21 protein-coding genes are annotated in these 26,022 nt (G+C 42.6%); 5 read left to right on the plus strand and 16 right to left on the minus strand.

Features of this window, described 5'->3' with window-relative positions:
* Window positions 1-14: 14 nt before the first annotated feature.
* From JMX63_RS03905 to nfsB, 4 genes are all read right to left on the minus strand, one after another.
* Complete coding sequence (locus JMX63_RS03905; protein WP_201571083.1) at window positions 15-2,453, minus strand: xanthine dehydrogenase family protein molybdopterin-binding subunit; 2,439 nt, start codon at window positions 2,451-2,453, stop codon at window positions 15-17.
* Between the two features lie 2 nt (window positions 2,454-2,455).
* On the minus strand, window positions 2,456-3,448 hold the full coding sequence (locus JMX63_RS03910; RefSeq protein ID WP_201571084.1) for an FAD binding domain-containing protein: 993 nt from the start codon (window positions 3,446-3,448) through the stop codon (window positions 2,456-2,458).
* On the minus strand, window positions 3,445-4,101 hold the full coding sequence (locus tag JMX63_RS03915) for a 2Fe-2S iron-sulfur cluster-binding protein (RefSeq protein ID WP_025650766.1): 657 nt from the start codon (window positions 4,099-4,101) through the stop codon (window positions 3,445-3,447). Before JMX63_RS03915 ends, JMX63_RS03910 begins: the two co-directional genes overlap by 4 nt.
* A gap of 335 nt (window positions 4,102-4,436) precedes the next feature.
* Window positions 4,437-5,093 (minus strand): oxygen-insensitive NAD(P)H nitroreductase, encoded by a 657-nt coding sequence (nfsB, locus tag JMX63_RS03920; RefSeq protein ID WP_201571085.1) that lies wholly within the window; start codon window positions 5,091-5,093, stop codon window positions 4,437-4,439.
* A gap of 406 nt (window positions 5,094-5,499) precedes the next feature.
* Between nfsB and JMX63_RS03925 the strand changes: the two genes are divergently transcribed.
* Together JMX63_RS03925 and JMX63_RS03930 are read left to right on the plus strand one after the other, a co-directional pair.
* Window positions 5,500-6,159, plus strand: coding sequence for a DsbA family oxidoreductase (locus JMX63_RS03925; protein WP_201571086.1), 660 nt, complete (start codon window positions 5,500-5,502; stop codon window positions 6,157-6,159).
* A 44-nt stretch (window positions 6,160-6,203) separates the two neighbouring features.
* The gene (locus JMX63_RS03930; protein WP_201571087.1) at window positions 6,204-6,899 is read left to right on the plus strand and encodes a haloacid dehalogenase type II; all 696 of its coding nucleotides are present in this window, start codon (window positions 6,204-6,206) and stop codon (window positions 6,897-6,899) included.
* Between the two features lie 124 nt (window positions 6,900-7,023).
* On the opposite strand, the gene JMX63_RS03935 is transcribed toward JMX63_RS03930, so the two are convergent.
* Window positions 7,024-8,154 carry an S-(hydroxymethyl)glutathione dehydrogenase/class III alcohol dehydrogenase gene (locus JMX63_RS03935; protein WP_265089088.1) on the minus strand — a complete coding sequence of 377 codons (1,131 nt, stop codon included), beginning with the start codon at window positions 8,152-8,154 and terminating at the stop codon, window positions 7,024-7,026.
* A gap of 292 nt (window positions 8,155-8,446) precedes the next feature.
* On the opposite strand from JMX63_RS03935, the gene JMX63_RS03940 reads away from it, so the two are divergent.
* Complete coding sequence (locus JMX63_RS03940; protein WP_201571088.1) at window positions 8,447-9,367, plus strand: LysR family transcriptional regulator; 921 nt, start codon at window positions 8,447-8,449, stop codon at window positions 9,365-9,367.
* A 111-nt stretch (window positions 9,368-9,478) separates the two neighbouring features.
* Entirely contained in the window at window positions 9,479-9,997 is a 519-nt protein-coding gene (locus JMX63_RS03945) for a DUF302 domain-containing protein (RefSeq protein ID WP_201571089.1), read from the plus strand.
* A 91-nt stretch (window positions 9,998-10,088) separates the two neighbouring features.
* Here the strand turns inward: JMX63_RS03945 and JMX63_RS03950 are convergent, their stop codons facing one another.
* The 8 genes from JMX63_RS03950 to epmB form a co-directional block, all read right to left on the minus strand.
* Window positions 10,089-10,376 carry a DUF4031 domain-containing protein gene (locus JMX63_RS03950; protein WP_057761296.1) on the minus strand — a complete coding sequence of 96 codons (288 nt, stop codon included), beginning with the start codon at window positions 10,374-10,376 and terminating at the stop codon, window positions 10,089-10,091.
* Window positions 10,377-10,488: 112 nt separating this feature from the next.
* The gene (locus tag JMX63_RS03955; protein ID WP_201571091.1) at window positions 10,489-12,753 is read right to left on the minus strand and encodes a transglutaminase family protein; all 2,265 of its coding nucleotides are present in this window, start codon (window positions 12,751-12,753) and stop codon (window positions 10,489-10,491) included.
* Entirely contained in the window at window positions 12,750-13,766 is a 1,017-nt protein-coding gene (locus JMX63_RS03960) for a hypothetical protein (protein ID WP_201571093.1), read from the minus strand. Before JMX63_RS03960 ends, JMX63_RS03955 begins: the two co-directional genes overlap by 4 nt.
* A gap of 251 nt (window positions 13,767-14,017) precedes the next feature.
* Window positions 14,018-15,043 (minus strand): AAA family ATPase, encoded by a 1,026-nt coding sequence (locus JMX63_RS03965; RefSeq protein WP_201571094.1) that lies wholly within the window; start codon window positions 15,041-15,043, stop codon window positions 14,018-14,020.
* A 42-nt stretch (window positions 15,044-15,085) separates the two neighbouring features.
* On the minus strand, window positions 15,086-15,520 hold the full coding sequence (locus JMX63_RS03970; RefSeq protein ID WP_265089089.1) for a c-type cytochrome: 435 nt from the start codon (window positions 15,518-15,520) through the stop codon (window positions 15,086-15,088).
* 88 nt (window positions 15,521-15,608) lie between these two features.
* A complete protein-coding gene (locus JMX63_RS03975) occupies window positions 15,609-17,696 on the minus strand; it encodes an EAL domain-containing protein (RefSeq protein ID WP_201571096.1) in 2,088 nt (695 codons plus the stop codon).
* A gap of 322 nt (window positions 17,697-18,018) precedes the next feature.
* Window positions 18,019-19,776, minus strand: a complete 1,758-nt coding sequence (locus tag JMX63_RS03980) for a hypothetical protein (RefSeq protein WP_201571097.1) — start codon at window positions 19,774-19,776, stop codon at window positions 18,019-18,021.
* Window positions 19,777-20,145: 369 nt separating this feature from the next.
* The gene (epmB, locus tag JMX63_RS03985; protein WP_201571099.1) at window positions 20,146-21,153 is read right to left on the minus strand and encodes an EF-P beta-lysylation protein EpmB; all 1,008 of its coding nucleotides are present in this window, start codon (window positions 21,151-21,153) and stop codon (window positions 20,146-20,148) included.
* Between the two features lie 160 nt (window positions 21,154-21,313).
* On the opposite strand from epmB, the gene efp reads away from it, so the two are divergent.
* Window positions 21,314-21,886, plus strand: coding sequence for an elongation factor P (gene efp, locus JMX63_RS03990; RefSeq protein WP_057761310.1), 573 nt, complete (start codon window positions 21,314-21,316; stop codon window positions 21,884-21,886).
* 158 nt (window positions 21,887-22,044) lie between these two features.
* On the opposite strand, the gene JMX63_RS03995 is transcribed toward efp, so the two are convergent.
* From JMX63_RS03995 to JMX63_RS04005, 3 genes are all read right to left on the minus strand, one after another.
* Complete coding sequence (locus JMX63_RS03995; RefSeq protein WP_201571101.1) at window positions 22,045-23,859, minus strand: GAF domain-containing hybrid sensor histidine kinase/response regulator; 1,815 nt, start codon at window positions 23,857-23,859, stop codon at window positions 22,045-22,047.
* An 18-nt stretch (window positions 23,860-23,877) separates the two neighbouring features.
* Complete coding sequence (locus JMX63_RS04000; protein ID WP_201571103.1) at window positions 23,878-24,738, minus strand: tRNA threonylcarbamoyladenosine dehydratase; 861 nt, start codon at window positions 24,736-24,738, stop codon at window positions 23,878-23,880.
* Window positions 24,739-24,838: 100 nt separating this feature from the next.
* Window positions 24,839-25,732: a TatD family hydrolase gene (locus tag JMX63_RS04005; RefSeq protein ID WP_227673234.1), complete on the minus strand. Its 894-nt coding sequence runs from the start codon at window positions 25,730-25,732 to the stop codon at window positions 24,839-24,841.
* Between the last annotated feature and the right edge of the window lie 290 nt (window positions 25,733-26,022).

Below are 26,022 nucleotides of genomic sequence, written 5' to 3' on the forward strand. Positions count from 1 at the left end.
TATGGCTTAAAAATTTACTCTGGCATCTCATAAAGCAGCTTATCAAGCGTAATCGGAAAATCATAAACACGTACGCCGACGGCATTGTATACAGCGTTAGCAATCGCGGCAGCAGCACCGGCAATAGCCGTCTCACCAATACCTTTGATATGCATTGGGTTGGTATAAGGATCATCCTCTTCTACCAATATCACATCTAACTGTGGTACATCGGCATTGACTGGCACATGATATTCAGCGAGATCATGGTTACATAGGCGACCGTCACGTTTATCGTGGATGACCTCTTCCATCAACGCTGAGCCAATACCGAATACCATGCCACCATAGCATTGCGAAGTCGCTGTTTTATGGTTAAGAATACGACCTGCAGCAAATGCGCCTGTCATGCGTTTTACTCGAATCTCACCAGTAACTTTATGCACAGCTACTTCAGCAAAGTTTGCACCAAAAGAAGACTGACGATACTTTTTACCATTTTTACCTGGCTTTATCTGTCCTTTGGCACTGACTTTTTGCTCCTCGTAGCCTGCGATCACGTCAGCAAGCGCATATGATTCTATATTGTCAAAATTATACTTCTCTGATTCTGACTGTTCTTCTAATACATTCTCTGAAAATGAAACTCCTGTAGTTTTTGATATTTTATCAATAGTACTATCAGCGAACGCTTGACCGTTCTCTTTGGCTGCCTCTACTGCAGTCAGATCGTGCTTACCTACTTGCTTAATTTGACCATTATCTAACTGAATCGTATCAGAATACAGGCCGACTTTTGCTGCTAGCATCTCACGCAGCTGCTCACAAGCGAGGTAGATACTACTACCTGCACTTGCTGCGCCCCAACTACCACCAGAACCTGATGCAGGTGGTAAGGCACTATCGCCTAGTTTCATCTCAACATGGTCGATAGGCAGTCCTAACAGGTCTGCCGCTACCTGAGAAAACACCGTATAAGACCCTGTACCGATGTCTGTCATGTCTGTCTCGATAACTGCTTTGATACCAAGTGCTTTTGACTCATCTACCTGTAGGGTTGCACGTGCTTCAGATGGCTGTAATTGGTTACCACGGGCAGCCGCCGCCATGCCTGTACCTATCCACCAGTCACCTTCTAATTGACTGGCAGGCTTGGGATTATGCTTATCCCAACCAAACTGTTCAGCGCCCTTCTCCATACAAGCGACTAGCTGACGGGTGGAGAAAGGAATCTCTTCGGTAGGGTCCTCTTCAGGCTCATTACGGCGGCGCAGCTCGATTGGATCAATGTCCAGCTGTGAGGCTAGCTCGTCCATGGCACATTCAACCGCAATCAAACCCACCGCCTCACCCGGCGCACGCATCGAGCCTGATAATACTTGATTCATATCTACCATCTGATAATGTACACGGCGGTTTTCACCACGGTATAGATAATGGGTAGATAATGCCGTCGGCTCAAAAAAAGCTTCTCCTGGCAAATTACTGGTCGTAGTATCATGAATAAATGTGTTGATAATACCTTCTTTATTACAACCAATAGCGATACGCTGACGCGTGTTTGAGCGTCTGACCGTTGCTTCCATCACTTGTGAACGCGTCATAGTGATTAGCACAGGACGACCCAGATCTTTCGCAGCAATCGCCGCTGCAATAGATTCAGGAGCAATACCGAGCTTACTACCGAACCCACCACCCACATAGTGTGCGATCAGTTGTACTTGATCTTTATTTAGGTCCAGAGCATCCATGACTTGCTGTTTGCAAGAAGCGATCATCTGATTGGAAGTATACAGAACGAGCTTATCGCCTTCCCAATGAGCCAACGTTGTATGGGGCTCCATCGGAGAGTTGCTTTGACTTGAGGTATGATAAAAGCGATCAACGGTCACTGCCGCATCAGCTAAGCCTTGGTCTGGATCGCCTTGGACATTATTTTTATCAGAGCCTTTTTCTTCATCTACCGCATGTGCGTTAGAGAGCTCTTGAGTAAAGTTCAGTGCCGCTTGGTCAGTCTCATCCTTATAAGTCACTTTCAGCGCTTTAGCGCCTTCTCTTGCCGCCTCAAAAGTCTCAGCAACCACGACAGCAATAGGCTGACCATGATAAAAAATCTCGCTAACCCCTTGCTTGGGTGCTTTAGTTTTTGTCCCTTGTTGAGAGTTACGCAAAAAGTGCTCAGGATCGGTCACGACTTTAATAATATTAGGAATGCCGTCTAAAGAACTACTATCGATACTCTCAACTTGACCTTTAGCAATGGTCGCACCGACCAAGACACCGTACGCTTTATTGTCTAAGTGGATTTCGGCACTGTAAGGCGCTTGACCGCTAACCTTTAGGGAACCATCAACACGGTTGATTGGCTTACCAACTAGCTTGCTTGCCGTTGTGCTAAATAGCGTTTCAACAGGCTCATCCATGGTCAGTTTTTTGGTTGGTTCTGACTGGGTGATTGATTCTAATAGTGCCATGATTATGCTCCCTCGCCCGCTAATGCGCGCTGAATAACTTGTTTTAGTAGGCGACGCGTCAACGGTATTTTAAAGTCGTTCTGACCATTACCTTTGGCATCATGCAATAATAGATCAGCGGCCTGCGTGATAACGTCGCTATTGCCATCGGTATCCGTTAATAGTGCCTCAACCTCTTCATTACGCCATGGCTTGGTACCGATGCCACCGAACGCCAATCGTACTGTCTTTAGGTTGCCATTGTCGTCAGCATCGATGACTGCGGCACAGGACACGAGCGCAAACGCGTAAGAAGCGCGATCACGCACTTTGTCATAGGTATGCATGCCCTTAATAGGGGCAGGTAATACAACATGAGTAATCAGCTCGCCTGCTTCTAGCACATTTTCGATATGCGGCGTGTCTTTTGGCAAACAATAAAAATCTTTGACATCGATAGCGCGAGTCGAGCCATCTGCTTTAACTGTCTCTATCGTGGCATCCAGTAAGCGCATTGCCACTGCCATATCGGATGGGTGCTGAGCAATACATGAATCACTGGTACCTAAGACAGCTAGGGTACGGTTCTCCCCGTTGATAGCAGGACATCCTGTGCCCGGTTCACGTTTATTACAAGCGCTGTCTGTTTGATAAAAATAATAGCAACGAGTACGCTGTAAAAAGTTGCCGCCCGTTGTCGCTCTGTTACGTAGCTGACCAGTCGCTCCTGCCAAGATAGCTCGGGACAATACTGGATAGTTTGCAATCACCTCAGGATGCGCGGCCAAATCGCTATTGGTCACAAGCGTACCAATACGTAAACCACCATCGGCAGTCGTTTCTACTTGCTCTAATTCTAAACGAGTGATATCGACCAGTTTGATTGGGGTTTCAATCTCCAATTTCATCAAGTCTAATAAGTTGGTACCACCTGCGATAAAAGAAGCGTCTTTGCCGCTAGCAGAGGTTGCGGCTTGCTTAGGTGCATCAGCGCGGCTATATTCAAAACGTTTCATGAGTGGTCTCCTGCCTTGCCTGTTATTGTTTTGTTATTCGCTGAGGCTTTATGGAACTGAGCCTCGCTTGACGGCGGTGACCAAATACCTGTTACGCTTGAATTTTGTGTAGAGGTGTCATTGGTCTGGGCAGCAGACTCTGACATCTCATTTTCAAGTACTTGTGAGATGGCTTTGATGATATTGGGATAAGCGGAGCAGCGACAGACATTACCACTCATGCGCTCAGCGATTTCTTGTACCAGAAGGCTATCAGGATGTTGTAAGTCTGTGCTCACATGGCTTGGCCAATTTTGTTTTACTTCTTCTATTAAGGCAGTCGCTGAACAAATTTGACCTGGGGTGCAATATCCGCACTGAAAGGCATCGTTATCTTTAAAGGCTTGTTGCAGCGCCGATAGTGAATCCGGCATACCGATGCCTTCGATGGTCGTAATCTCATCACCATCATGCATGATAGCAAGTGTGAGACAAGAGTTGACTCGGCGACCATTGATGAGCATGGTACAAGCGCCGCATTGGCCGTGGTCGCAGCCTTTTTTGGGTCCAGTAATTTGTAAATGTTGACGACAGACGTCGAGCAGTGTCGTACGGGCGTCAAGATTCTCGAGCTGATAATCCTGCTTATTGATTGTTAACGTCAAGGTAGACATGCTGGCTTCTCGCTGGCGGATGAATATAATAAAATGGTGAAATACGCTTCAAAATGACAGCGTCAATAAATTTATTATGACGTATGAAAACAGTTGTTTTGTTTTTACTTTGTAGGGATTCCAGTGTAGTTTCTAATCTGCGATAGTGTCGAAATGTTAACGCTGCTAATAGGTGGTATATTGTTTATCATCATTTTTTAACGTTGTTTCAAAGGAAATCTGGCTAAAAAAAGCCCCATAAACGGTCAGTTTACGAGGCTCTTAGATAGACTTTTTACGTATAGTATTTAGTAGATCTGTCTACCAAAAATGTTCTTTGCTTAGATAATAACTGGCTAGGCTTTCGTGATAATCGTTTCTTCATCAAAGCGTGATTTTGGCAGCTCAGCGTTAAAGTCATCTTTACTACGATAACCAAGCGAAACGACCGCCACAGCGGTGTAGCCCTTGCTACGTAAATCAAACTCTTCATCGAGCGTTTTCAAATCCGCCCCTTCCATCGGCACCGCATCAATACCTAGGGTAGCCGCTCCTAGTAGTAGAGCACCCATATTGAGATACAATTGCTCTATCAACCAATGTGGCTCGTCCTTTTGCTCATAACGACGAATGTCTAAAAACATTTTACGCGTCTGATGCATTTGCTCTTTAAATTTTGGCTCTGCGAAACGTCCATCTGCATCTTCTTTTTCTAAGATGTCATCCAAAAACTCATCATCTGCATAGACACGGCTACAGAATACAATAACGTGCGAGGCACCTTTTACTTTGGCATTGTTGAACTCATACATGCCCTCAGTGCCTTTTACGATTCGGGCTTTACCAGCTTCATCATCGGCAATGACAAAATGCCAAGGCTGAATGTTGGTACTCGAAGGACTGAGGCGCAAAATATCCTTTAGACTTTGGAAGTCTTCTGCTGAGATTTTCTTATTGGTATCAAATTCTTTTGTACTATAGCGCCAGTTCATTGCTTCAGTGATATTTTTCATCTGTGACTCCATTATTGATATTAATTTTTTATTTTTGCTTAGAGTTTTTCTTTTTCGATTGCCATTTCAACATTATCATTTCAACGAAGTCACTTTAAATAAAAAGCTATTTTATGACCATGCTTGCTTGGTTAAGTATTCGTAGGTTTTGTTATGACTGAGTCAGCGTATTGCAAAAACGCCTACTTTCTTATTAGTAATGGTTACAATTACGCTACCGAATTGGCGACGTCGACTGCGCAGACTACATTGTAATCACTTAGCCATTCTCTTAGTATGAACTGACTTGATATATGGTAACTAGTTATAGTTGTCTGATAACTAGGTATATCTGCTTGATTCCAACTGATATGCCTCTATCTATACATCTCAAATAAAACATACATAATAATACCCGCGAGGAAATATGAGCACATCAGAAAAACCACTTCGAATAGATATCGTCTCAGACGTCGTCTGCCCTTGGTGCGTTATCGGCTATCGCCAATTGGCAGCAGCGCTTGAGCAAACCAATACTGCTCACACTATCCACTGGCATCCGTTTGAGCTAAACCCAAATATGCCAAGCGAAGGTCAAAACCTACGTGAGCACATCATCGAGAAGTACGGCTCTACCAAGCAAGAGTCAGATGCTAGCCGAGTCAGAATGACTGAAGCTGGACAGGAAGTTGGCTTTGAATTTAACTTCAATGATGACACACGCATGCACAACACCTTTAACTTGCATCAGCTGCTACATTTCGCTGATCAGCAAGGCCTTATGCATGAATTAAAGCAAGCCTTGTTTGCTGCGCATTTCACCAATAACAGAGATATCTCAGATATCAATGTGCTTGCCGATATTGCAGCAGAGACTGGGCTTGATCGTAGTGAAGCATTGGCAGTGTTGGAAGGTCAATTCTTTGTGAAAGAAGTACGAGCAGAAGAGCAGCATTGGCAACAGCAAGGCATCCAAAGTGTACCAGCGATTATCTTTAATGAGCGTCATCTGGTCAGCGGCGCTCAAGGGGTCGAGAACTATGTCAGTATCTTAGAGCAATTGGCCAACATGAACATGACTGAGTAAACCACCTGACGTTATAAAAATGTCATTCTATAAAAGGATACTTTATGTCTTCTGAACGCTTTCCCTCGATTATTGTGTTCGACGTCAATGAAACATTGCTCGATATCGACACGCTAACGCCTTTATTCACCCGTGTATTTGGCAAACAAAGAGTGCTGCGAGAATGGTTCGCTCAGCTGGTACTGTACTCGCAAACTATGACATTGTCCGGCCTCTATACGCCTTTTGGCGAGCTCGGGGTTGGTGCATTGCAAATGGTTGCTGATATCAGACAAGTGACTTTGACAGACGCCGATATCAATGAGTTCAAAGAAAGAATGAGTGCGTTGCCTGCTCATCCTGATGCAGCGCCAGCACTGACTTGTTTGCGTGATGCAGGGTTTCGACTGGTCACGCTGACCAATTCAGCAAGCAGTGCGTCTCCAACGCCATTAGAAAAAGCAGGCCTCAGTCAGTACTTTGAGCAGCACTTTAGTATTGAGACTGTTGGCAAGTTCAAGCCAGCACCTGATACTTACCAATTGGTGGCTGATACGCTAGCTGTTGATACGTCAGACTTATGTCTTGTTGCCTGTCACCTCTGGGATACTATAGGCGCACAAGCGGCTGGTTGTCGCGGTGCATTTTTGACCCGTCCCTATAATGCGATGCTTAACGCGCCTAATGTACCAGTTCCTGATTTGACCGCATCAGATTTATCGACACTAGCGGATCTAATCATTAGCAAAAAAAGTGCTTGATACATTTAACCTTTAAGCTATGTCTGCAAATAACATTAAAAAAAGGCTGCCTCAATATTGAAGCAGCCTTTTTGTTTTTAATAAAGTATTTCTAAGACAATAACCTCGTTGCTGCTGTCATTAATTACTCTGAGAAATGTACAACCGTACGGATACTTTCGCCTTTGTGCATCAAGTCAAACGCTTCGTTGACGTCTTCTATCGGCATCGTATGAGTGATGAAGTCTTGTAAAGGAATCTCACCCGCTAGATAACGCTCGACATAACCTGGTAGCTCTGTGCGACCTTTTACCCCACCAAATGCGGAGCCTTTCCAGACTCGACCAGTCACTAACTGGAATGGACGGGTTGAGATTTCTTGTCCAGCACCAGCGACACCGATGATGACTGACTCGCCCCAACCTTTGTGGCAGCACTCTAGCGCTGAACGCATAACATCGACATTACCGATACATTCAAAAGAATAATCAACACCGCCATCGGTTAGCTCAACGATCACTTCTTGAATCGGTTTGTCATAATCTTTCGGATTGATACAATCGGTTGCGCCTAGTTTTTTAGCTAACTCAAACTTGCTTTCATTGATATCGATGACAATGATACGGCTGGCTTTTGCCATCGCAGCACCAATCACTGCGGATAGTCCAATGCCGCCTAGACCAAAGATAGCAACGGTAGCGCCCTCTTCAACTTTTGCTGTATTCATGACCGCGCCCATGCCCGTGGTCACACCGCAACCAAGCAAGCAAACTTCTTCTAGTGGGGCCTCTTTATTGACTTTGGCTAGAGAAATCTCTGGTAGCACAGTATATTCAGAAAACGTTGAGCAACCCATATAATGATAGATAGGCTCGCCGTCTTTATAAAAACGTGTAGTGCCATCTGGCATCAAACCCTTACCTTGAGTCTCGCGTACTGCCGAGCAAAGATTGGTTTTTCCTGAGCGGCACATTTTACAAACGCCGCATTCTGCCGTGTATAACGGAATGACATGATCGCCGACCTGAACGCTGGTCACGCCTTCGCCAACTTGTTCAACGATACCGCCACCTTCATGACCCAAGATCACAGGGAACACGCCTTCTGGGTCTTCACCAGATAAGGTAAAAGCATCGGTATGACAGACACCACTGGCGACGATTTTGACCAATACTTCGCCTTTGCGTGGCAGCATGACGTCCACTTCTTCGATAGATAGTGGCTGCTTTGGACCCCACGCGATGGCGGCTTTTGATTTAATAAATTTATCAGACATAAGAATCTCTCTTTTTGATTAATTGTTTTTTATGGGTAATGACATAACAGTTTTGCTATAAGTACAAGCAGTTTTGAAAGTTTGCTAGCGCATCTTATGGATTTTGGCGTTTACTATATCTATAGTTAAAACAAATAAAGATAGACTGAGCTTATCTTGCCTGCCCTCTATAGGCAAGCATCGATGACAGTAAAACACCATCTGTTTACATTGATACTAACCATTATATTTATTTCTGAGCGGATAACAATATGCTATATTTGCAAATATCTTTTACATATTGGTAATAATCATGCGCTGGGAAGGGATTAGTGAGTTTGTGTATGTCGCAGAATATGAGAGCTTTACACGTGGTGCAAAAGAGCTGGGTATCTCGACCGCACAAGTCAGCCGTCAGATCAGCGCTTTAGAGAAACGCTTAAATATAAAGCTGCTATATCGAACCACGCGTAAGGTCTCATTAACCGAAGAAGGCCGTGTGTTCTATCAGCATTGCCGCAGTGTACTCGACGGCTTGGATGCCGCTGAGCAAGCCGTAAGCAACTTACAATCAAAGCCCCAAGGTAGAATAAAACTAACAGCGCCCGTTACTTATGGTGAGCAGCAGTTATTACCACTCATCAATGATTTTATGATGCAGTATCACGATATCGAAGTGACTGCCTTTTTGAGTAATCAGAAAATTGACTTGATTGAAGGGGGTTATGATTTGGCGATTCGTATTGGCAAATTGCATGACTCGACGATGATGGCAAAGAGACTTAGCCTGCGTACTAACTTTGTCTGCGCTGCGCCCTCTTATCTAAAAAAACACGGTATACCACACCAACTGAGTGATTTAAGTCAACATAATTGCCTATTGGGTACTCGTGACTATTGGCACTTTATAGATACCACTAAAGTACAAGAGAATAGCGATGCTCATGGTAAGACGAACAACCAACAAACGAGCGTAGAAAGGAACCTGCGTGTCTCTGGTACGGTGCAATATAACAGCGGCTATAGTCTGGTCGATGCTGCGCTAAAAGGTCTGGGTATCGTACAGCTTCCTGATTATTATGTACAAAAGTATTTAGCGTTCGGCGAGTTGGTCAGTTTACTTGACGATTATAGAGAGCCCGAAGAAAGCATTTGGGCTATTTATCCGCACAACCGTCATTTATCACCAAAGATTAGGCTGCTCGTAGATTATTTGGCAGAACATTTGGTTTAACGTTCTGTTAAGACGTATTGCAATCACAAACCTGATTACGCACAATGAATATTCGATGTTGCTCATTATAGTTAGGACTGACCATACTACAGACAACTTATAGGTATCATTATGATTAAAATCGTCTCTATCGCTGCGCTGGCAGTGGCCGTTTCTTCTTGTGCCAGTATCGATACGCTGCTGGATAAAACCAATAGCACTGGTGCTATGACAGACACCACAACCTCTATCAATGCCGAAAAAGGCTTGGTAACTTTACAGAGCAATCACTCCGTTCAAGATACCGCAGACAAACTGGTTTCAGTTATCGAAAGCAAGGGTATGAAAGTATTTGCACGAGTCGATCATCAGAAAAATGCACAGAGTGTCGACTTATCATTGAGACCAACGCAAGTCGTTATGTTTGGCAACCCTAAGGCAGGTACGCCATTAATGAACTGTCAGCAAACCGTTGCCATTGATTTGCCGCAGAAAATCCTAATTAGCGAAGATGCTGATAAAAAAGTATGGCTGTCATACAACAACCCTGACTACCTCAAGACACGCCACAATATCAAAGGTTGCGATACTGAGATTGCTAATATCTCAAAAGCACTTAACGCTATCAGTACTGCAGCAATAGCAAAATAATGCGATCGATATAGTTGAATAAATATACATTCGAGTAAATAAGTGAAATGTGCTACGGAAGTATTACTTATTTACTTAAAAAGCTTTCATGTCAAGAATGACTAGATTGCTCTATCTGGTCATTCAACTCTACTTTTAATTTCTTTGCGCACTCGATAATCTTTTTTCTATCTGCAGGAATAGCGCCTTGTGCAATAGCGATTTCACGCATTTGAACCGTGATATCATAATGAGGATAGCTGGCGTTACGATGAAATAGACGCGCATCCACATCAATAAATGCCGCAAAATCATGTAGCTCTTGCAAGCTATCCGCCAGCATATGACACCACTTATGGCCTTTGAATTTTATCTGCACAAAATCTACATATATCGCCATATAACCGCCTCTCTACTTATTCACTAATTCGCTTATCTAACTTATCGTCAGTTCAAAATACCTCAACAGCACTATCATCAAAGCAACTTAATAGCACTATCACCAAAAACCTTTATAACAATGCGCGCACATCTTTTTTAAGTTGTTTGAGTCGTTCTTGATACTCGCTATGACTGCTATCAAATGTACTCAGTCGTCCGTAGCGTAACTGACGGTAGTTTTGTCTAATTTCAATAAGCTTTGTCTGAATAACGATTGGGTCACTACTATCTGTTAGCTGACTCGTAGCAGAATGAGCATTGTCACCCTGACGGCTATCAGTAGCCGATGCCAAACGTTCCAGCCAAGCTAGCTGCCCTTCGTTATCATTGCGAGCTAATAATTTATCATGTTTGGCAACACGTTTTGAGAGCTGAGCAAGAGGTAAGTCTGCTGGATGCCAACGTTTGCGGCGGCGATACCAAATGACAAATACTAAGATAGCCATAACGGAAACCGCACTGGTGGCTAACCAAACGACTTGCTGCATGATTGAGCTAATATTGAACCATTTGAGTAATGAGTCTGCCTGTTTGTCTTGGTCATAGCCAACTACGTCTTTTTGCCAGTAGTAGCTCGCTTGGTCTGATAGTCGGCGTAGCATTTGTAGCATCTGATACTGCTGATAGCTGATTTGTGCACTGGCACCATTGCCAAACATAGCTGCCCCTTGCTGCTCGGTCATCGTATTCATGCCTTGCTCTACTCGCTCAGGCGCCACAAAGGCTGTCGGATCCACACGTACCCAGCCTTGGCCCTCAAGCCAAACCTCAGTCCATGCGTGTGCATCCATTTGCCGCACTTCCCATACGTTACCATTACGACTTGGCTCACCGCCTTGATAGCCCGCTACTACTCGTGCAGGAATACCAACAGCGCGTAGCATAAAGGTAAAGCTTGACGAGTAATGCTCACAGAACCCTGCTTTGGTTTCAAATAAAAATTCGTCAATCCGATTGGTATTGAGCCGTGGTGGCGACAACGTATAGCGAAACTCTGTCCGATTGATCCATTGCTCAATAGCAGCGATGTAGCGCACAGGGTCTGAACCTGACTGCTCAAATAACTGCTTAGCAAGCGCGCGCGATTGAGGGTTACCTTCATTAGGCAAGGCAAGATTTTCACGTCTTGATGCCTCTGTTAGAACTGGATCAATACGCATCTGTGCAAACTGCAACACATCATAGCGAAGCTGCTGCGTAACAGGTTTATCCTTTGACAAGGTAAATTCAGAGGTAGTATTGATATCTGGCTGTTCAGAAAACGGATAATCAAGACCAAATAGCCAGTTTTGCTGAGTGGGTTCTAAGATAACCTTGTAATTGACAGGTGCCGCTCTTGATTCATCAGGTACAGTAGCAAAGGCATTCTGAATCCATGCAGGTGCTTGCAATCTCGACGACCATTGAGCCTTCTGAGGGGCCGGACGCCATGTGACACCATCGAAATCACTAAATACCAAACCGCGCCAATACAACTGCTGTTGCGGTGGACGCTCATTAGCAAACTCTACGCGAAAGGCCAGCTCAGTCGACTGTCCTAAATTGGCAAAATCACCAGGAGACATGCTATCAGACACACCTGTAACGGCTTGCTGACCTGAGAGCTGTACGGACCACAGCGGTGGCAGTCTCGGAAAAAACAAAAATAGCACCACCAATAATGGCAATGCACCAACCCCTAACACGCCCAATGTACGCAAGCGTCCATCACCGTTAGCATTGCTATCATCATTAAGCGCAATAAATGCTAGCAATACAATGATTGCGCCAACGATCACTTCTAAAGTAGTCAGTAAACCTTGATCCATCAAAAATAATGCCGCAAGCACAAACAATGATAGATTCAAAACCACATAGGCATCGCGGCGCTTATATAGCTCCCATAGCTTACTAACTAGGCATAGCACCAAAAATGCCACACCCATATCAAGTCCAAATGCTGTATTGTAGGTTAGCCATAGACCTAATAGCCCCAACAAAAATCCTAGCATTTGCATACTTTGATAAATACGCTTTAGGTGCGATAGTTTTTTGAATTTAGCTTTGATATGAGGTAATTGAGCGGCGATACTGACGGCGGCAAATCCTATCAGCCATAATGGTAAATGTGCGGCATGCGGTAACACAACGACGACTTGGGCAATTAATACCCAATAATAAGCTGGCAGTGCAAATAACTTACGATACCATTTAGCGTCATTTCGCTCAGGTTGAAACGTGACTTTTTGACCCAAAGCCAACTGCTCAAAGCTTGCCGTTTTTGTAGCATCGAGCGCAGAATACTCTGTGGACAGTGTATCAACATCAGCAGAAGATAAGCGTTTAGAATTGGTCATGGTGCTTTCGCAAGCCTTAGCAAGCATGCTTGCGCAAAGGATTCTCCGTTACCCATCTCCGTAGTAGCAGGAGTATCACTAGGTAAACGCATTTGAAACGGCACACCTAGCTGACCTAGCGTCAATGCGCCATAAGCCAATTGTGCAAGTTTTTGCTCGTGATGTGCAGCTGGCATATCTGCATAATCAAGCGTTTGCTCATGACCGACCGGATCAGCGAAGTGCTTGGTCAGCATGCCTTGTCCCCGCGCTACATGCCCCCAAGAGACTCGGGCCAATGACTCACCCTCGATATAGTTGTCTAATCGCTCAAAGTCGTCCTGACCCTGTCTATACTGCCCACCTGTTGGTAAATCCTCTAAGCTTGCGATTGCATATTTTGCTTGCCAATCAAATACTTCAGGTTTTGGATATACCCAAGCTGTACGCGCAAAATAGACGTAAGACCATGCACGCATGATACCTAGAGGATAAACTGTTTTTATTTTTAACCGCGGTAGTTCAAGTTGACCACGGTTGTAAGTCTGGACAGGCAGTCGAATGCCTTGCTCGCCTTGTAGCCGTGTAATGAGTACTGAGTGTGGTGCATTAGTGCCATTTTTGGTTTTCTTATTAGCTATCTGCTCAAATTCAAATAGCAACTGACGCCGTGGTTGGCGACTATCACTATTCAACTGTAGCGTAATCCAAACAGGCAAGCCAGCTTCTGTCATAGTGACTTCTAACAGACGCACTTGCAGACCAGATATATGAGTAAAAGTAACATGAAAACTAATTAGCCAAACACTAACCAGATAAAAGCACAAACCGAGCACCAGATTGTTGCCATAATTGATACCCGCGATAAAGGTAATCACTAACAATACGGCGAATAGCATTCCTTCACGACTAAAGAAAATATAGACATTACGCAAATTAAGCGTAGCACTATCACTCTTAGGTGCGCGCGCGGCAAACCAGTGGCTCAGAGCTGATTTTATTGGTGCGGTTAAGGCCTTTGGTAACAAGCTCATGACTACCCTATGATTACCATCTGATTGACAATGTTGTCATCATTTGTATTTATACCTGACTGACAAGCAAACTCACGAATAGAACGATATAGTTGATTCAGGACAATTCGAATACAAGAAAAGCGGGTGAAAATACCGTAAATAGTGAACTGAGTGACTTTGATATTTTTTCTAAGTTATATAGATTTGACTATGTGTAGTACTATGTTTCACCGAGCAGTTAATCAATAGGTCAAACAGCATATCAGCCGCTAAGCGACGACTGACACTTCTGCTAGGATGCGTTGGGCGATGGTTTTTGTCGCTTGTCCACCAGTCACATGCGCGGGTACGAAACGCTGACCGAGGCGATGATCAGTGACCGCAGCAAACACCGCTTGGATATCTTCAGGGGTCACTTCCATATATCCCGATACATAGGCATGCGCTTGGGCAGCACGTTGTAGCGACAACACACCGCGAGGTGATAAGCCATGATACTCTTGGCTTGCACGGGTTTTTGCAACCAGTCGCTGCAAATAATCCAGTACTGTATCTGCTACATAAACTTGCCTGACAGCGTGCTGAGCCAGTAGTACAGCTTCAGTATCAAGTACCGTATTCAAGTCTTTGAGTAGCTCGCGACGGTCTTTACCTTTTAGCAGCTCACGCTCTGCGGCAGGCGATGGATAACCCAATGATAAGCATAATAAAAATCTGTCTAACTGCGACTCTGGGAGCGGATAGACACCTGCTTGTTGCAATGGATTTTGGGTGGCAATGACAAAGAACGGTTGCGGCAAAGGATAAGTCTGGCCATCTTGCGTGACTTGTCGTTCTTCCATCGCTTCAAGTAGCGCACTCTGCGTTTTAGGACTGGAACGGTTGATTTCATCAGCAAGTAATAACTGAGTAAAGATAGGTCCCGGACGAAACTCAAATTGCTGTTTGTTTTGGTCGTAGATGCTCATACCTAAAATATCAGCAGGCAACATATCATTGGTAAATTGCACTCGGCTAAAGCTCAAACCTAACAACTGCGCCAAGCCCTGTGCCAAAGTCGTCTTACCCATACCAGGCAAGTCCTGCAATAACAAATGACCGCCTGCCAAGATACAACTGAGTGCTAGCCTAACTGCTTGCGGCTTATCCAATACAATCTGATTTAATTGCGCTAACAGCTGTGCAATTTTCTGCTGATTGCGTTGAAAATCAGCCGTACTAGGTATGGGCTGGCTGAGCGGATTCGCTGTTCTCTGAGAGGTAGATAATGATATATCGTTAGCTGCATGGGTCATAGTAGGTTATTGGCTCATTTTTTAGATCATAACGATGATAAGTCAGTCCACATCATCTGTAACAGTCGGTACAGCGGCGCGTAGCGTAGATAAATAAGCAATGATATCAGCACGCTCTTTCGCATTTGGCATCGGGTCAGACAGCATTTTGGAGTCTGGCATGGCTTTTTGTGCATCTGCAATGTATGGATCGAGTGTCTCTGCATCCCATACCCAACCTGAATCTTCTAACCCTTTGCTGTAGGTATAGTCTTTTAACTCGGCAGCCGGCGCACCATATATATTCATTAATTGTGGGCCTTTTTTATTCAGACCTGCATTACGTTGATGGCATTGACCGCAAGCATCTTTATAAATTATTGAGCCGTTGTCCGCATCCCCGTCGGTATATAAGGGCAGAATCACAGGAGCGCGGTGGTCAGGTGGTGTTTTCTCACAAGCTGTGAGCAACAGAACAGCAGCCAAAAGGCTGCTCATTTGATATCTACTAATAAGGGACATTTTTAGCAATCTTTGGTTGAGGAATATCATCGCCATGACATAAACGATATGATGTATTGGCCTTTTAACTCGCTACCTTTATCGTGCTACTAGGCTCTTCTAAATAATACCCTTGCAAATAGCGCGCCCCCACACTCCAAGCGACTGACATCGTTGCTGCATCTTCGATATAAGGCATAAGCACATCGACCTTTATGTCATTAGTACGCGCAATAAGAGATTTAACCGTTTCTAGATTTTCTGCTGCACCAATATCTTGAATATAACTGCGCGCCAAGCGTACCATATCAGGCTGGACAAAATTGGCAATTTCAATAGATTTAACAGAAGAGCCAAAATTATTAATACCTAGTTGACAGCTAACATCGCTGAGTGCGGAAAATTGAGATTTGGCGACGGTTAAGTGATCAGAGATGTCTATTTCATTGAACTGGAGTGTCAATACACCAGCTGTGCCGCCTACCGCTTTTATCAATTGACTGGCCACTATCGGCAGTTTTTTATCAACCAATGAAGCATTAGTTAATTGTACTAACAATTTGGCTTCAGGATGAACTTTACGGACGTCATTAATTTTCTTACAAGCATTGATAAGCACCCATCGATCGATCTTTTCTAACAGTTGATGTTTTTTAGCCACCGCCATAAATTGATCAGGAGTTAATACCGTATTGTCAGCATCTGACAGCGGTAACCGTAGATACACTTCAAAGAAGTCGCTACGATCGTTGTTGATGTCGTATATTGGCTGAAATGATAGATCAAAACGGTTATTAGTAATGGCATCCACTAATGACTCAGCAAGTGCATGATCATCGCTATTGGCATGTTCGCTTGGGTCATATATACGGTAAGATCCACCACTGTTAGAAGTCTCTACCATGATTTGGCTGATAGCATCCATGGCGCGTTCTAATATGATGACAGGCTCTACAGGATTTTTTTCAATCTTGACAACAGCAATGCTGACTGTTGTATTCGTTGTACGTTTATCAACTTCAATAAACATATCCTTTATTGACGAACCGATATGTTTAGCAATATTTTCAAGCTCATTCGTCGTCTTGTTTTTTACTAATATCGTGAATGCAGTATCGCTGAAACGGCTTACATGCCCATCAGGTACTAGCTCAGTCAACGTGTGGGCAACTTGTTTGACCGTTGCATCTATTCCTTGTAGACCTAAACTACTTCTTATTTTTCCTACATTATCAACCTGCACATATAGCAGGGCTGCGGTCATTAGTCCTTGGGACGCCTGCTGATGTATTGCTATCATCTGCTCTTCAAAACCACGACGATTATCTAAGCCAGTTAAATTATCTTTACGTTCAGCTTCAGCTAAACGCTTAGCAACCTCCGCACTATTATTACTATTCTGCTGAATAATAATCTGAATGACTGGCTCGCCCTCTAACGTGGCTGATGCTAATTGTAGTTTCGCTTCAAAAGTGCTGCCATCTGTCCGCACACTTTCAAAATTAAACTCAACGTCTTGGCGACTGCCTTTGTCAAACTGACGTAAAAACTGTTTAAATCCTTTGACACTATCACCACCCGAAATCAGATCAATAATAGGCACGCCTACCGCTTCATTCATTGATTTGAAACCGAATAATTGGAGATAGGGATCATTAGCAAAGATATGAATCCCTTCATCAATATAAGCAACCGCGCTCTTGGAGTTCTTAATCAGCACATTAGCACGTTGTTCTGCTTCAGACAGTACTTGACGTAAAGTTTTTAGCTCACGACGACTGCGCAAACTACTATGCTGTAGACAAATAGCCATGACGACAGGCATTTCTTGATCGATGGTGAGCGCTTTGACCATTGTGCCACTAATAACAGTAGGTAGTCCTTCCTCATTACAAGCTGTCGTCGCTATCTCTTCGTTCACTAGACAAATCATCGGCAGATCAATACTTTGCTCTTGTACTAGGCTCACTACATCCGTAAAGCTCATATCATAAGCCTTACCAAATACCAAGATATCCCACGGTTGGCGTAAGAGTTTCAATAGCTCTTCTTTATCGTCCAAAAACCCTAAATTTACATTATCGTAATAAGGACTCAATAACTGCACAAGACGTTCAGCGTAGAGCTGATCATCATTGATTACCAATAAATTTAAAAGAGATTGAGAGCGCATAAGGAGCCTTTTAGTCGTACGTATTATTATCTATTATTTTGTTACTTTACATCTTTGTCTAAAACTAACCTAGCACATAAAACACGCTAGCGTTAATATTCTATGAATCCTATCAGTATAGACTGAGCTTTCACCATGATAATTACTTTATTGTTAGAGATATCATAAAAATCAGAGTAACAATATTTATCATTATAGACAATAATTAGACCAACTGCAGATTAACTTATGACCTTTGTCGACTACTATATTACTGACAGAAATCTGTATAAACTCTTCGTTATGGCCTAAAACACCTATTATGTACGGATGTCCCTAAGCGCTATAATTGAGCAACCTCATATTGACTAAACTTATCAGTCATCATCAGCCTGCGTCCTAATCGTAGGGAGGTTTGTTTATTACCAATACGCATGACGACTCTATCATCAGTTTGAAAGTACGAAGGTGGTACGATTAGTGTGCCAGTCGTCTGTAGCTGTTCATCTTTACCGAGAATAAATGCTGGTACAAAATGATGACTTCGCGTTTTACTGCCTTCCAAACGTAGTCCACATGCCACAATTTTATGCCCGAGTATCTGCCATTCCACTTCTGGATTTTTGGTATCTACATTGAACCAGCGTACCACCCCTATTGACCAATCAGGTTGTTCTGTATTTTCAGAGCCATAGACAAAAATCAGACTCATTATGTGTAAGGGCTGCGGTGCTGTTAGAGAAACGTCAGGGTCAGTTTGTTCAACGTTAAGCCCTTCTTGATTGAGAATATTTTTATCGACACCATTCTTATTGAGATCACCAGCTTTTGGCAATAAATGCAGTCTGCGATATGCTGAAGAACTGTCATGGTCATCAAATGTCTCAATGTTTATAACGCTACTGCGGCCACGCTCGCTGTCAAATGTATCGTATAAAGGTCTGTCTTCTTCTAGTAGATGTTTTATAGCGATTAAATTGGCAAAAGTTTTTGAATGGCCTACATGGTAGTGTATATCATTAAAATTGGTGATTAACTTTGCCTGATGTTTGCTAGTATATTTGGTTGCCAAGGTAAGTGGCGGCTGCAAATAGCGGTAGCTGATGGTTATCGAAATAGCATTAAGCAAACTATATTCTGCTGTGCTACCTTCTTCGATAAGGGCTTTTTTACGTGACTCAAAATATTCAATTATCGGTGTCAGTTCTATAAATAGACAGTCATGACGATCTTCATATGGGTTGATATGAGAGTTGACGGTCAGATAGCTTGGCGGATTACTACTATGAAGATCAACGAAAACTTTTGTCTCGGTAGCAGGCTCCATTGTCGCGACCATGTGCTTAGCCCATTCAGGTAGTAGACGCTGTACGAGTAAGATATTCGGGCGCCTCATAGCACGCAAATTTAACAAGTGATGCAAACAAATTTGGCAATATAGCTGATGAATACTGTTTGTTTGGTTCGTGACAGTATGTATGCTTAAATCAATATCAGCTACTTTTCTCTGATGAGCCAGATAATATAACTGATTGACTTTAGACCACAGGTAATCTGATGGCTTTCGATAGCACAGTGCTTCTTCTGCTAATAGTTTTTGGTATCTTAATAGTGATTGATAAATCGCAATGGCAAGCGTGCTATCAGGTTTAGTTTCAGCACCAAAAAAACGCTGCCAACCTTTACCAGAAGATTGGTTTAGGGAGGCTTCTGACAACTGCGTCTCACGACGTATGACTTTGTCGTAAACCATGATAATTAAATAATGTAGCGATTGCATTTGAGCGATATAAGACATCTGATCCTGACTAAGCGCGCCTGTCTCATAGATATAGTGCTGCCTAAAAGCTGCAATCAGTCGGTCTGAGGCATCAACGACTGTTGCCATTAATTTAAGACGCTGTTGTTCATCCATATTGGATTCACGTAATACTGTCAGTAGACTCTCTAAATGTTCTGTTTGCTGCTCTTGGCTGAGCGCCGGTAGCGTTGCCAACATTTTTAACAAGTAACGTTCTTGACCATTTACTGAGCGATTAGATAGCGGAGGTAGTGGCTCTGTAGAATCTAAATGCTCTTGAAGCATTGATAACGTTATCATCAGTATCTTTACTCTCTATTAGTCACTCTGAGGCAATCAGTAATATGCAGCAGTACAAATACATGTATGGCATAAAAAATGTTTGTTAAGCTCGACTATAGAAAAGTGATGATATCTATTTATTGTGAGCCTAAATCTAGCAGTACGCTCTGACAATACCTACATACTGGCAAAGTTTTGTATTTAACGTTATATGCTTTTTAGTTAGATTACATACTGACAGTCTATATTCTGTTCCAATCATATATCTATTTATACTTATAAAAAAGCATAAATCCTAGATTTTAGTTTCTAAAGATACTATCCGCATCTTTTTTTAAGAGCCGCTCTTTGTTTACTAATTCTCCTAAATTGATATAGTGCCCTACATTAGCTATTGCTGTAAATATCAATCGGCACTTTAAAAGGTTTATTAGGTAACTCTCTAACCAACTTAGGGACAAGATAGCCTGGCAATGATGCTAGCAATGACCAATAAAGCTCAATCGCTGCTTGCTCACTACTATCAAAATGTGCCGCACCAGCCACCTTGTCCAACACATATAAATAATATGGTAGTACGCCAGAAGCAAACAAACGCTGACTAAGCTGTACTTGCGCGTTAAGGGTATCGTTGACACCTTTTAGCAACACGGCTTGGTTTAATAGCGTAACTCCAGCTGCTCTAGCACGTTGCAAATACTCAGCAGTTGGTGCATCTAGCTCATTGGCATGATTACAGTGAATGACCATGACAATATGGCAGCGGCTTTGAGATAACCTCTCTAACAATGCAGCGTCCAAGCGTGCGGGTATCACCAATGGCAAACGCGTATGCAGCCGAATGGTAGTAATCTGCGGAAGAGACTCCAAAGTATCTAACCATGAAAACAAACGTCGATTGGTCACATTTAGTGGGTCACCACCACTCAAAATCACCTCATTGACCTCAGGATTTGCATTAATATAGTTGATGATATTTTCTTTTGCATCGGCAGTTGGCATGTTGGCACTATAGTCAAAATGCTGGCGAAAGCAGTAACGGCAGTGAATAGCGCACGCACCTGTAATTGTTAACAATACTCTTGACTGATATTTATGAAGCAAGCCTTTTACAGGATTTTGAGTGTTTTCGCTTAGCGGATCTGCTACGTAGCCTGTGACGTTAATCTGCTCTTGCTGATCTGGCAACACTTGTTTAAGCAGGGGATCATTACGGTCGCCAATAGCCATTTTTGTCACAAAGCCACGCGGCACACGCAGTTCAAAATGCTTAGGTACGTAAACTTCTGCACGCATTGATTCAAGCTGCAGAATACTCAATAGCTCATCAACAGATGTAATAGCTTCCGATAATTGCGTTTGCCAGTTTTTTTGTGTGATTAAATGGTTTATCATGACAGCCTATTACCTGTGCCCAAAATCCGATATTATACGCCCTTAATGTCTAGCCTATCAAAGTATCCTCGTTAATCCGTAAATACTTGGCATAACAGAAAATTTTGGTACAGTCAGCCCTATGTCTTACTATTATATTTACAACCCCTAGGAGTTTCTTGTGGCAAGTTTTTCTACTAATGAATTTAAAGCTGGTCTAAAAGTGATGCTTGATGGCAACCCTTGTGCCATTCTTGAAAACGAGTTTGTCAAACCTGGTAAAGGTCAAGCCTTTAACCGTGTTAAGTTGCGCAATCTTCGTAGTGGCAAAGTACTGGAACAAACTTTCAAGTCAGGTGACAGCCTAGAAGCTGCTGATGTGATGGATACTGAAATGAACTATCTATATAACGATGGCGAGTTTTGGCATTTTATGCATCCTGAGAGCTTTGAGCAGATTCAAGCGGACAAAAACGCAATGAGTGATTCAATCAAGTGGTTAAAAGAAAACAGTAATGCTCTATGTACCATTACGTTATTTAATGGCGCTCCTCTGTCAGTCACGCCGCCTAACTTCGTTGAGTTAGAAATCACAGAAACAGATCCTGGCGTACGCGGCGATACTTCAGGCGGTGGTGGCAAACCTGCTAAATTAGAGACAGGTGCCGTTGTACGTGTACCATTATTCGTGCAACAAGGTGAAGTGGTACGTGTTGATACGCGTACTGGCGACTACCAAACTCGCGTGAACTAATATCGCTCTAAACATGACTGGTAGTTGATATTTACTGATATCTTTATCATCAATAAAAAAGCTTAACCACCATATAGGCGGTTAAGCTTTTTTTATATTTACCAATCATAGTTACATTAAAATGCTAATCAATGGCGCTAATACTAATAACTAGTAAGTTACTCTTCTGCCAATGATTGCTTCTGTATCAGCCAATACTGTACTAAGGCATTTAGCTGCTCTTGCTTAAAAGGTTTGGTGCAATAATCCTGCATACCAACTTTTAGATATTTCTCACGCTCGCCGTCCATTGCATTGGCAGTTAGAGCAATAATGGGCGGCAATACTTGAGGATCATATAATTCATGCAATTTAATAGTTGCCTGTACCCCATCCATAATCGGCATATGATGATCCATCAATATCACATCATAACGATCAGGGAATAAAGCGAAAGCCTCAATTGCTTGCTGACCATCCGTAACATGGGTAACGGTATGTCCGCTGCTGGTTAGTGATTTTTTGGCTATGATCGCATTGACAGCATCATCTTCGACCAACAATATATGACCAGATCGCTCATGCGTAGGTTCAATCATGGTCGTATCGTTAGAGTCTTGCCATGTCTCATACTTGTCTTCATCAATAGTAGTCAACGGTAATAAAACACTAAATGTCGTACCGACTCCTACTTCACTATTTACATGAATGTAACCACCCATCAAATCGACTAGAGACTTACAAACAGATAGTCCAAGTCCAGTACCACCATAAATACGATGAGTAAATTTATTCGCTTGGTCATAAGCGTCAAATATCGCCTCTAACGACTCTTCTTTGATACCAACACCCGTATCTTTCACTTCTATACACAAAGTTATATTCTGACCAGTTTCATCGCATTCTATTTTGCTTGCTTCTTTTTCTTGACTCGTACTCACGAATTTTTCGTTAATGTTATTTGGACAGTAGCAATTGTCCATATGTTTAACATCGATACTTACTTGACCACCTTCACGCGTGAATTTAATCGCGTTATTGACCAAGTTTGCAATAATCTGTTTTAGACGTACAGGATCACCGTTTACATAAGGTGATAGTGTTTCAGTATAATGATAATCTAAAATTACACCTCTTTGACGTGCCTTTATTGCAAACAAACTGACGACCTCATTGCATAAACTAGATAAATTCAATGGAATAGAATCAATCGTCATTTTTCCAGACTCAACCTTCGATAAGTCCAAAATACCATTAATGATGACCATCAAATGCTCATTGGAGACTTTAATGTTATCAACGTATTCACGCTGTTCGCTACTGAGTTCGGTATCGCCTAACATCTCTACCATACCGATAATACCATTCATCGGTGTACGAATTTCATGACTCATATTAGCCAAAAAGCTCGATTTCATTTCATTAGCACGCTTAGCATCACGCTGCTTATCCTGTAATTGCAAAGCATCAGCTGCCATTTTGGCAAACTCTGCCAAGATCTCTGATTGTTGTTCATTAAAACTATGATTAGGCTTTGTATCCATAAGGCATAAAGTACCTAGACGATACCTTTTATTGTCTTCATATAAGATAATAGGAGCACCAACATAAAATCGTAAATATGGAGATCCTGTGACCATAGGATTCTGACTAAAACGATCGTCTTTCCAAGTATCTGACACTACGAAAACGTCATCAGACAGTATCGTATAGTTACAAAAAGCAATATCACGTGATGTCGTGCATATACTGTCAGATTCATTGTCAAATTTACAAGCTGGTTTTAAATACTGTGTTTCCTCATCCATAAAAGTGATCGTAACGACTGGCACATCAAAAAACAGTTTTGCAAGTGCAACCAGTCGATCGAACGCAGGCTCATCATCTTCGTTGAGTACCTGGTACTTCTTTAGCTTGTTGACACGTTCTAATTCATCTACCGCGACAGGGTAGCTCTGCTTGGACGAGTTAGATATAGACAAGGTAAACTCCATTAAATAATATCAGACACATTAGTTACGACTCGTCTGTCTTATTAATAATTGTAAAGCTTCACTCACCATAATCATCGCCACCACTGACGTAACGACCACTGCTGAGCCATAACCACCGCACTGTAAACCGCCTGTTTGACAGCTTTTATCTACAATCGGTGGCTCTGTCGAATAGACACATTTGATACCAAATTTTTCTTTTAAAGCACTATTAATGCCTTTTTCGTGGCGTAACTTGTTGCGTAGCTTTGCAAGTAGTGGGTCTTGATAACAGTCACGCAAATCACTTACTCTAATCTGACTTGGATCTATCTTACCACCTGCACCGCCCGCACAGACCAACTTTAGTTTATTAAAACGACAGTGTAAAGCAATTGCTAATTTAGCATTCATATCGTCTACACAGTCTAAAATAACAATCGGTTGCCCCTGAGCAGTAGCGTATTTGACCGCTTCACGACTTGGTAAGAGTGTGGCGACATTATCTACTGTCAAAAAGTCATCGACCAAATTTAAGGTTACTGTGGGATTAATCTCTCTAATACGAGTTGCCATTGCTTCAATTTTACTTTGACCAAATGTGCTGTCCAATGCAGGCAGTTGGCGATTGACATTAGACGCAACCAATACATCCAAATCAATCAACGTAATCGTTCCCACTGCTGTCCGAGCCAGCGCCTCTGCTGCCCAAGATCCCACCCCTCCTACACCAATAATATAGACATGAGCTGCCGAAAAAGTATTAACCGCAGAGGTACCATATAGTGTCCGTGTACCTTGAAAACGACGATCGTACTGCTCATCTTGTTGGCGCGATTCGTCTTGTGCAAGACTGTCTTCGACGGATTCTGGTTGTTCAAATTGTCGCGTGTCACTCATAACAGATCAAATTCTCTTTTCAAATATTTTGGTTGTCATTTATTTGGCTAGTACTTTTTAGCTTCTAATTACAACGATGCTTTTCTTATCAATAGCACAGTTACACTGAATATGCCCAGTCTACTTTTAGAGCATCACAGCTATTTTGCCACAATTGCTTAGCAAGTTTATCATGTGGTATTTCTAATAGCTCACTCAAGCTTGATAATACCCATGGTAGATTGGCTGGTATATTTCTATCATGTGAATGGGTGTCATCCGATACCTGACACATAATAGGTGTCATATCTGGACAATCCGTTTCAATGACCAAGCATTCGATGCCATGACTCTCAACTGCTACTTGAATAGCACGGCGCAGTTTTTTGGCCTTCGGATTGGTAATCTGACCCGTGACACCAAGCTTAAACCCTAATTTTACAAAAGCCTTTGCCTCTTGCTCACCCCCGCTAAAGCTGTGGGCAATACCGCCTAATTTATGCGCATCGTATTTATGCGCTTTTAATATTGCGAGCGCTTCAGCATGCGCTTTACGAATATGCAGCATCACTGGCAGATTGTGGGTTACTGCTATATCCAACTGCGCCGCAAAGAACCTTTTTTGTTTAGCAAACATATCAGGCTGCTTCATTGCATCGGTAAAGGTGTCTAATCCAATCTCACCAATAGCTAATGGACGACGCTCTATCACCATTTGCTCAAGTTGTGTTAAATGGTCGTCGGTATGCTGCTTAATATAAAAAGGATGTAAACCTAGCGCGATATGGGCTGCAACATCGCACTTATCTTTACTATTCACCTTTTTCACAGACGACTGCGACATTTTATTAATGAAATCTTGAGTATCATACATTCGATTAAAATACTGATATAAATAACCTACTAGCACTAAGTGACGAATACCTTGACTATAAGCCTGCTCTACCTGTTGTTTGCGATCATTGTCGAACACTGGAGCATCAAAATGTGTATGCGTATCTATAAGAGGATAGATATTTTTTAAAGCTTCTCTAGCGTTTGTTCTCTCAGTAATGGTCACTGATTTGTTACCACACATTAATAAACTCCACAACTGACTTTTCAAAAGATAAAGTTAAGTAATACTGCTATAAACGCATTATTGAGCTTCTATTTTTTAATTAATAGCTTCTATTTACTATAGTCAATCTTAGATAAAACCGATACAATATTTATAACCAATTCATTTAGTGAAATAAACGATGACCTATTCAATCGACTTTCGCAAACAAGTGTTACGAAGCATTAAAGACGGCATGACCATTA

It is taken from the genome of Psychrobacter nivimaris, from assembly GCF_904846365.1.
Lineage (GTDB): Bacteria > Pseudomonadota > Gammaproteobacteria > Pseudomonadales > Moraxellaceae > Psychrobacter > Psychrobacter nivimaris_B.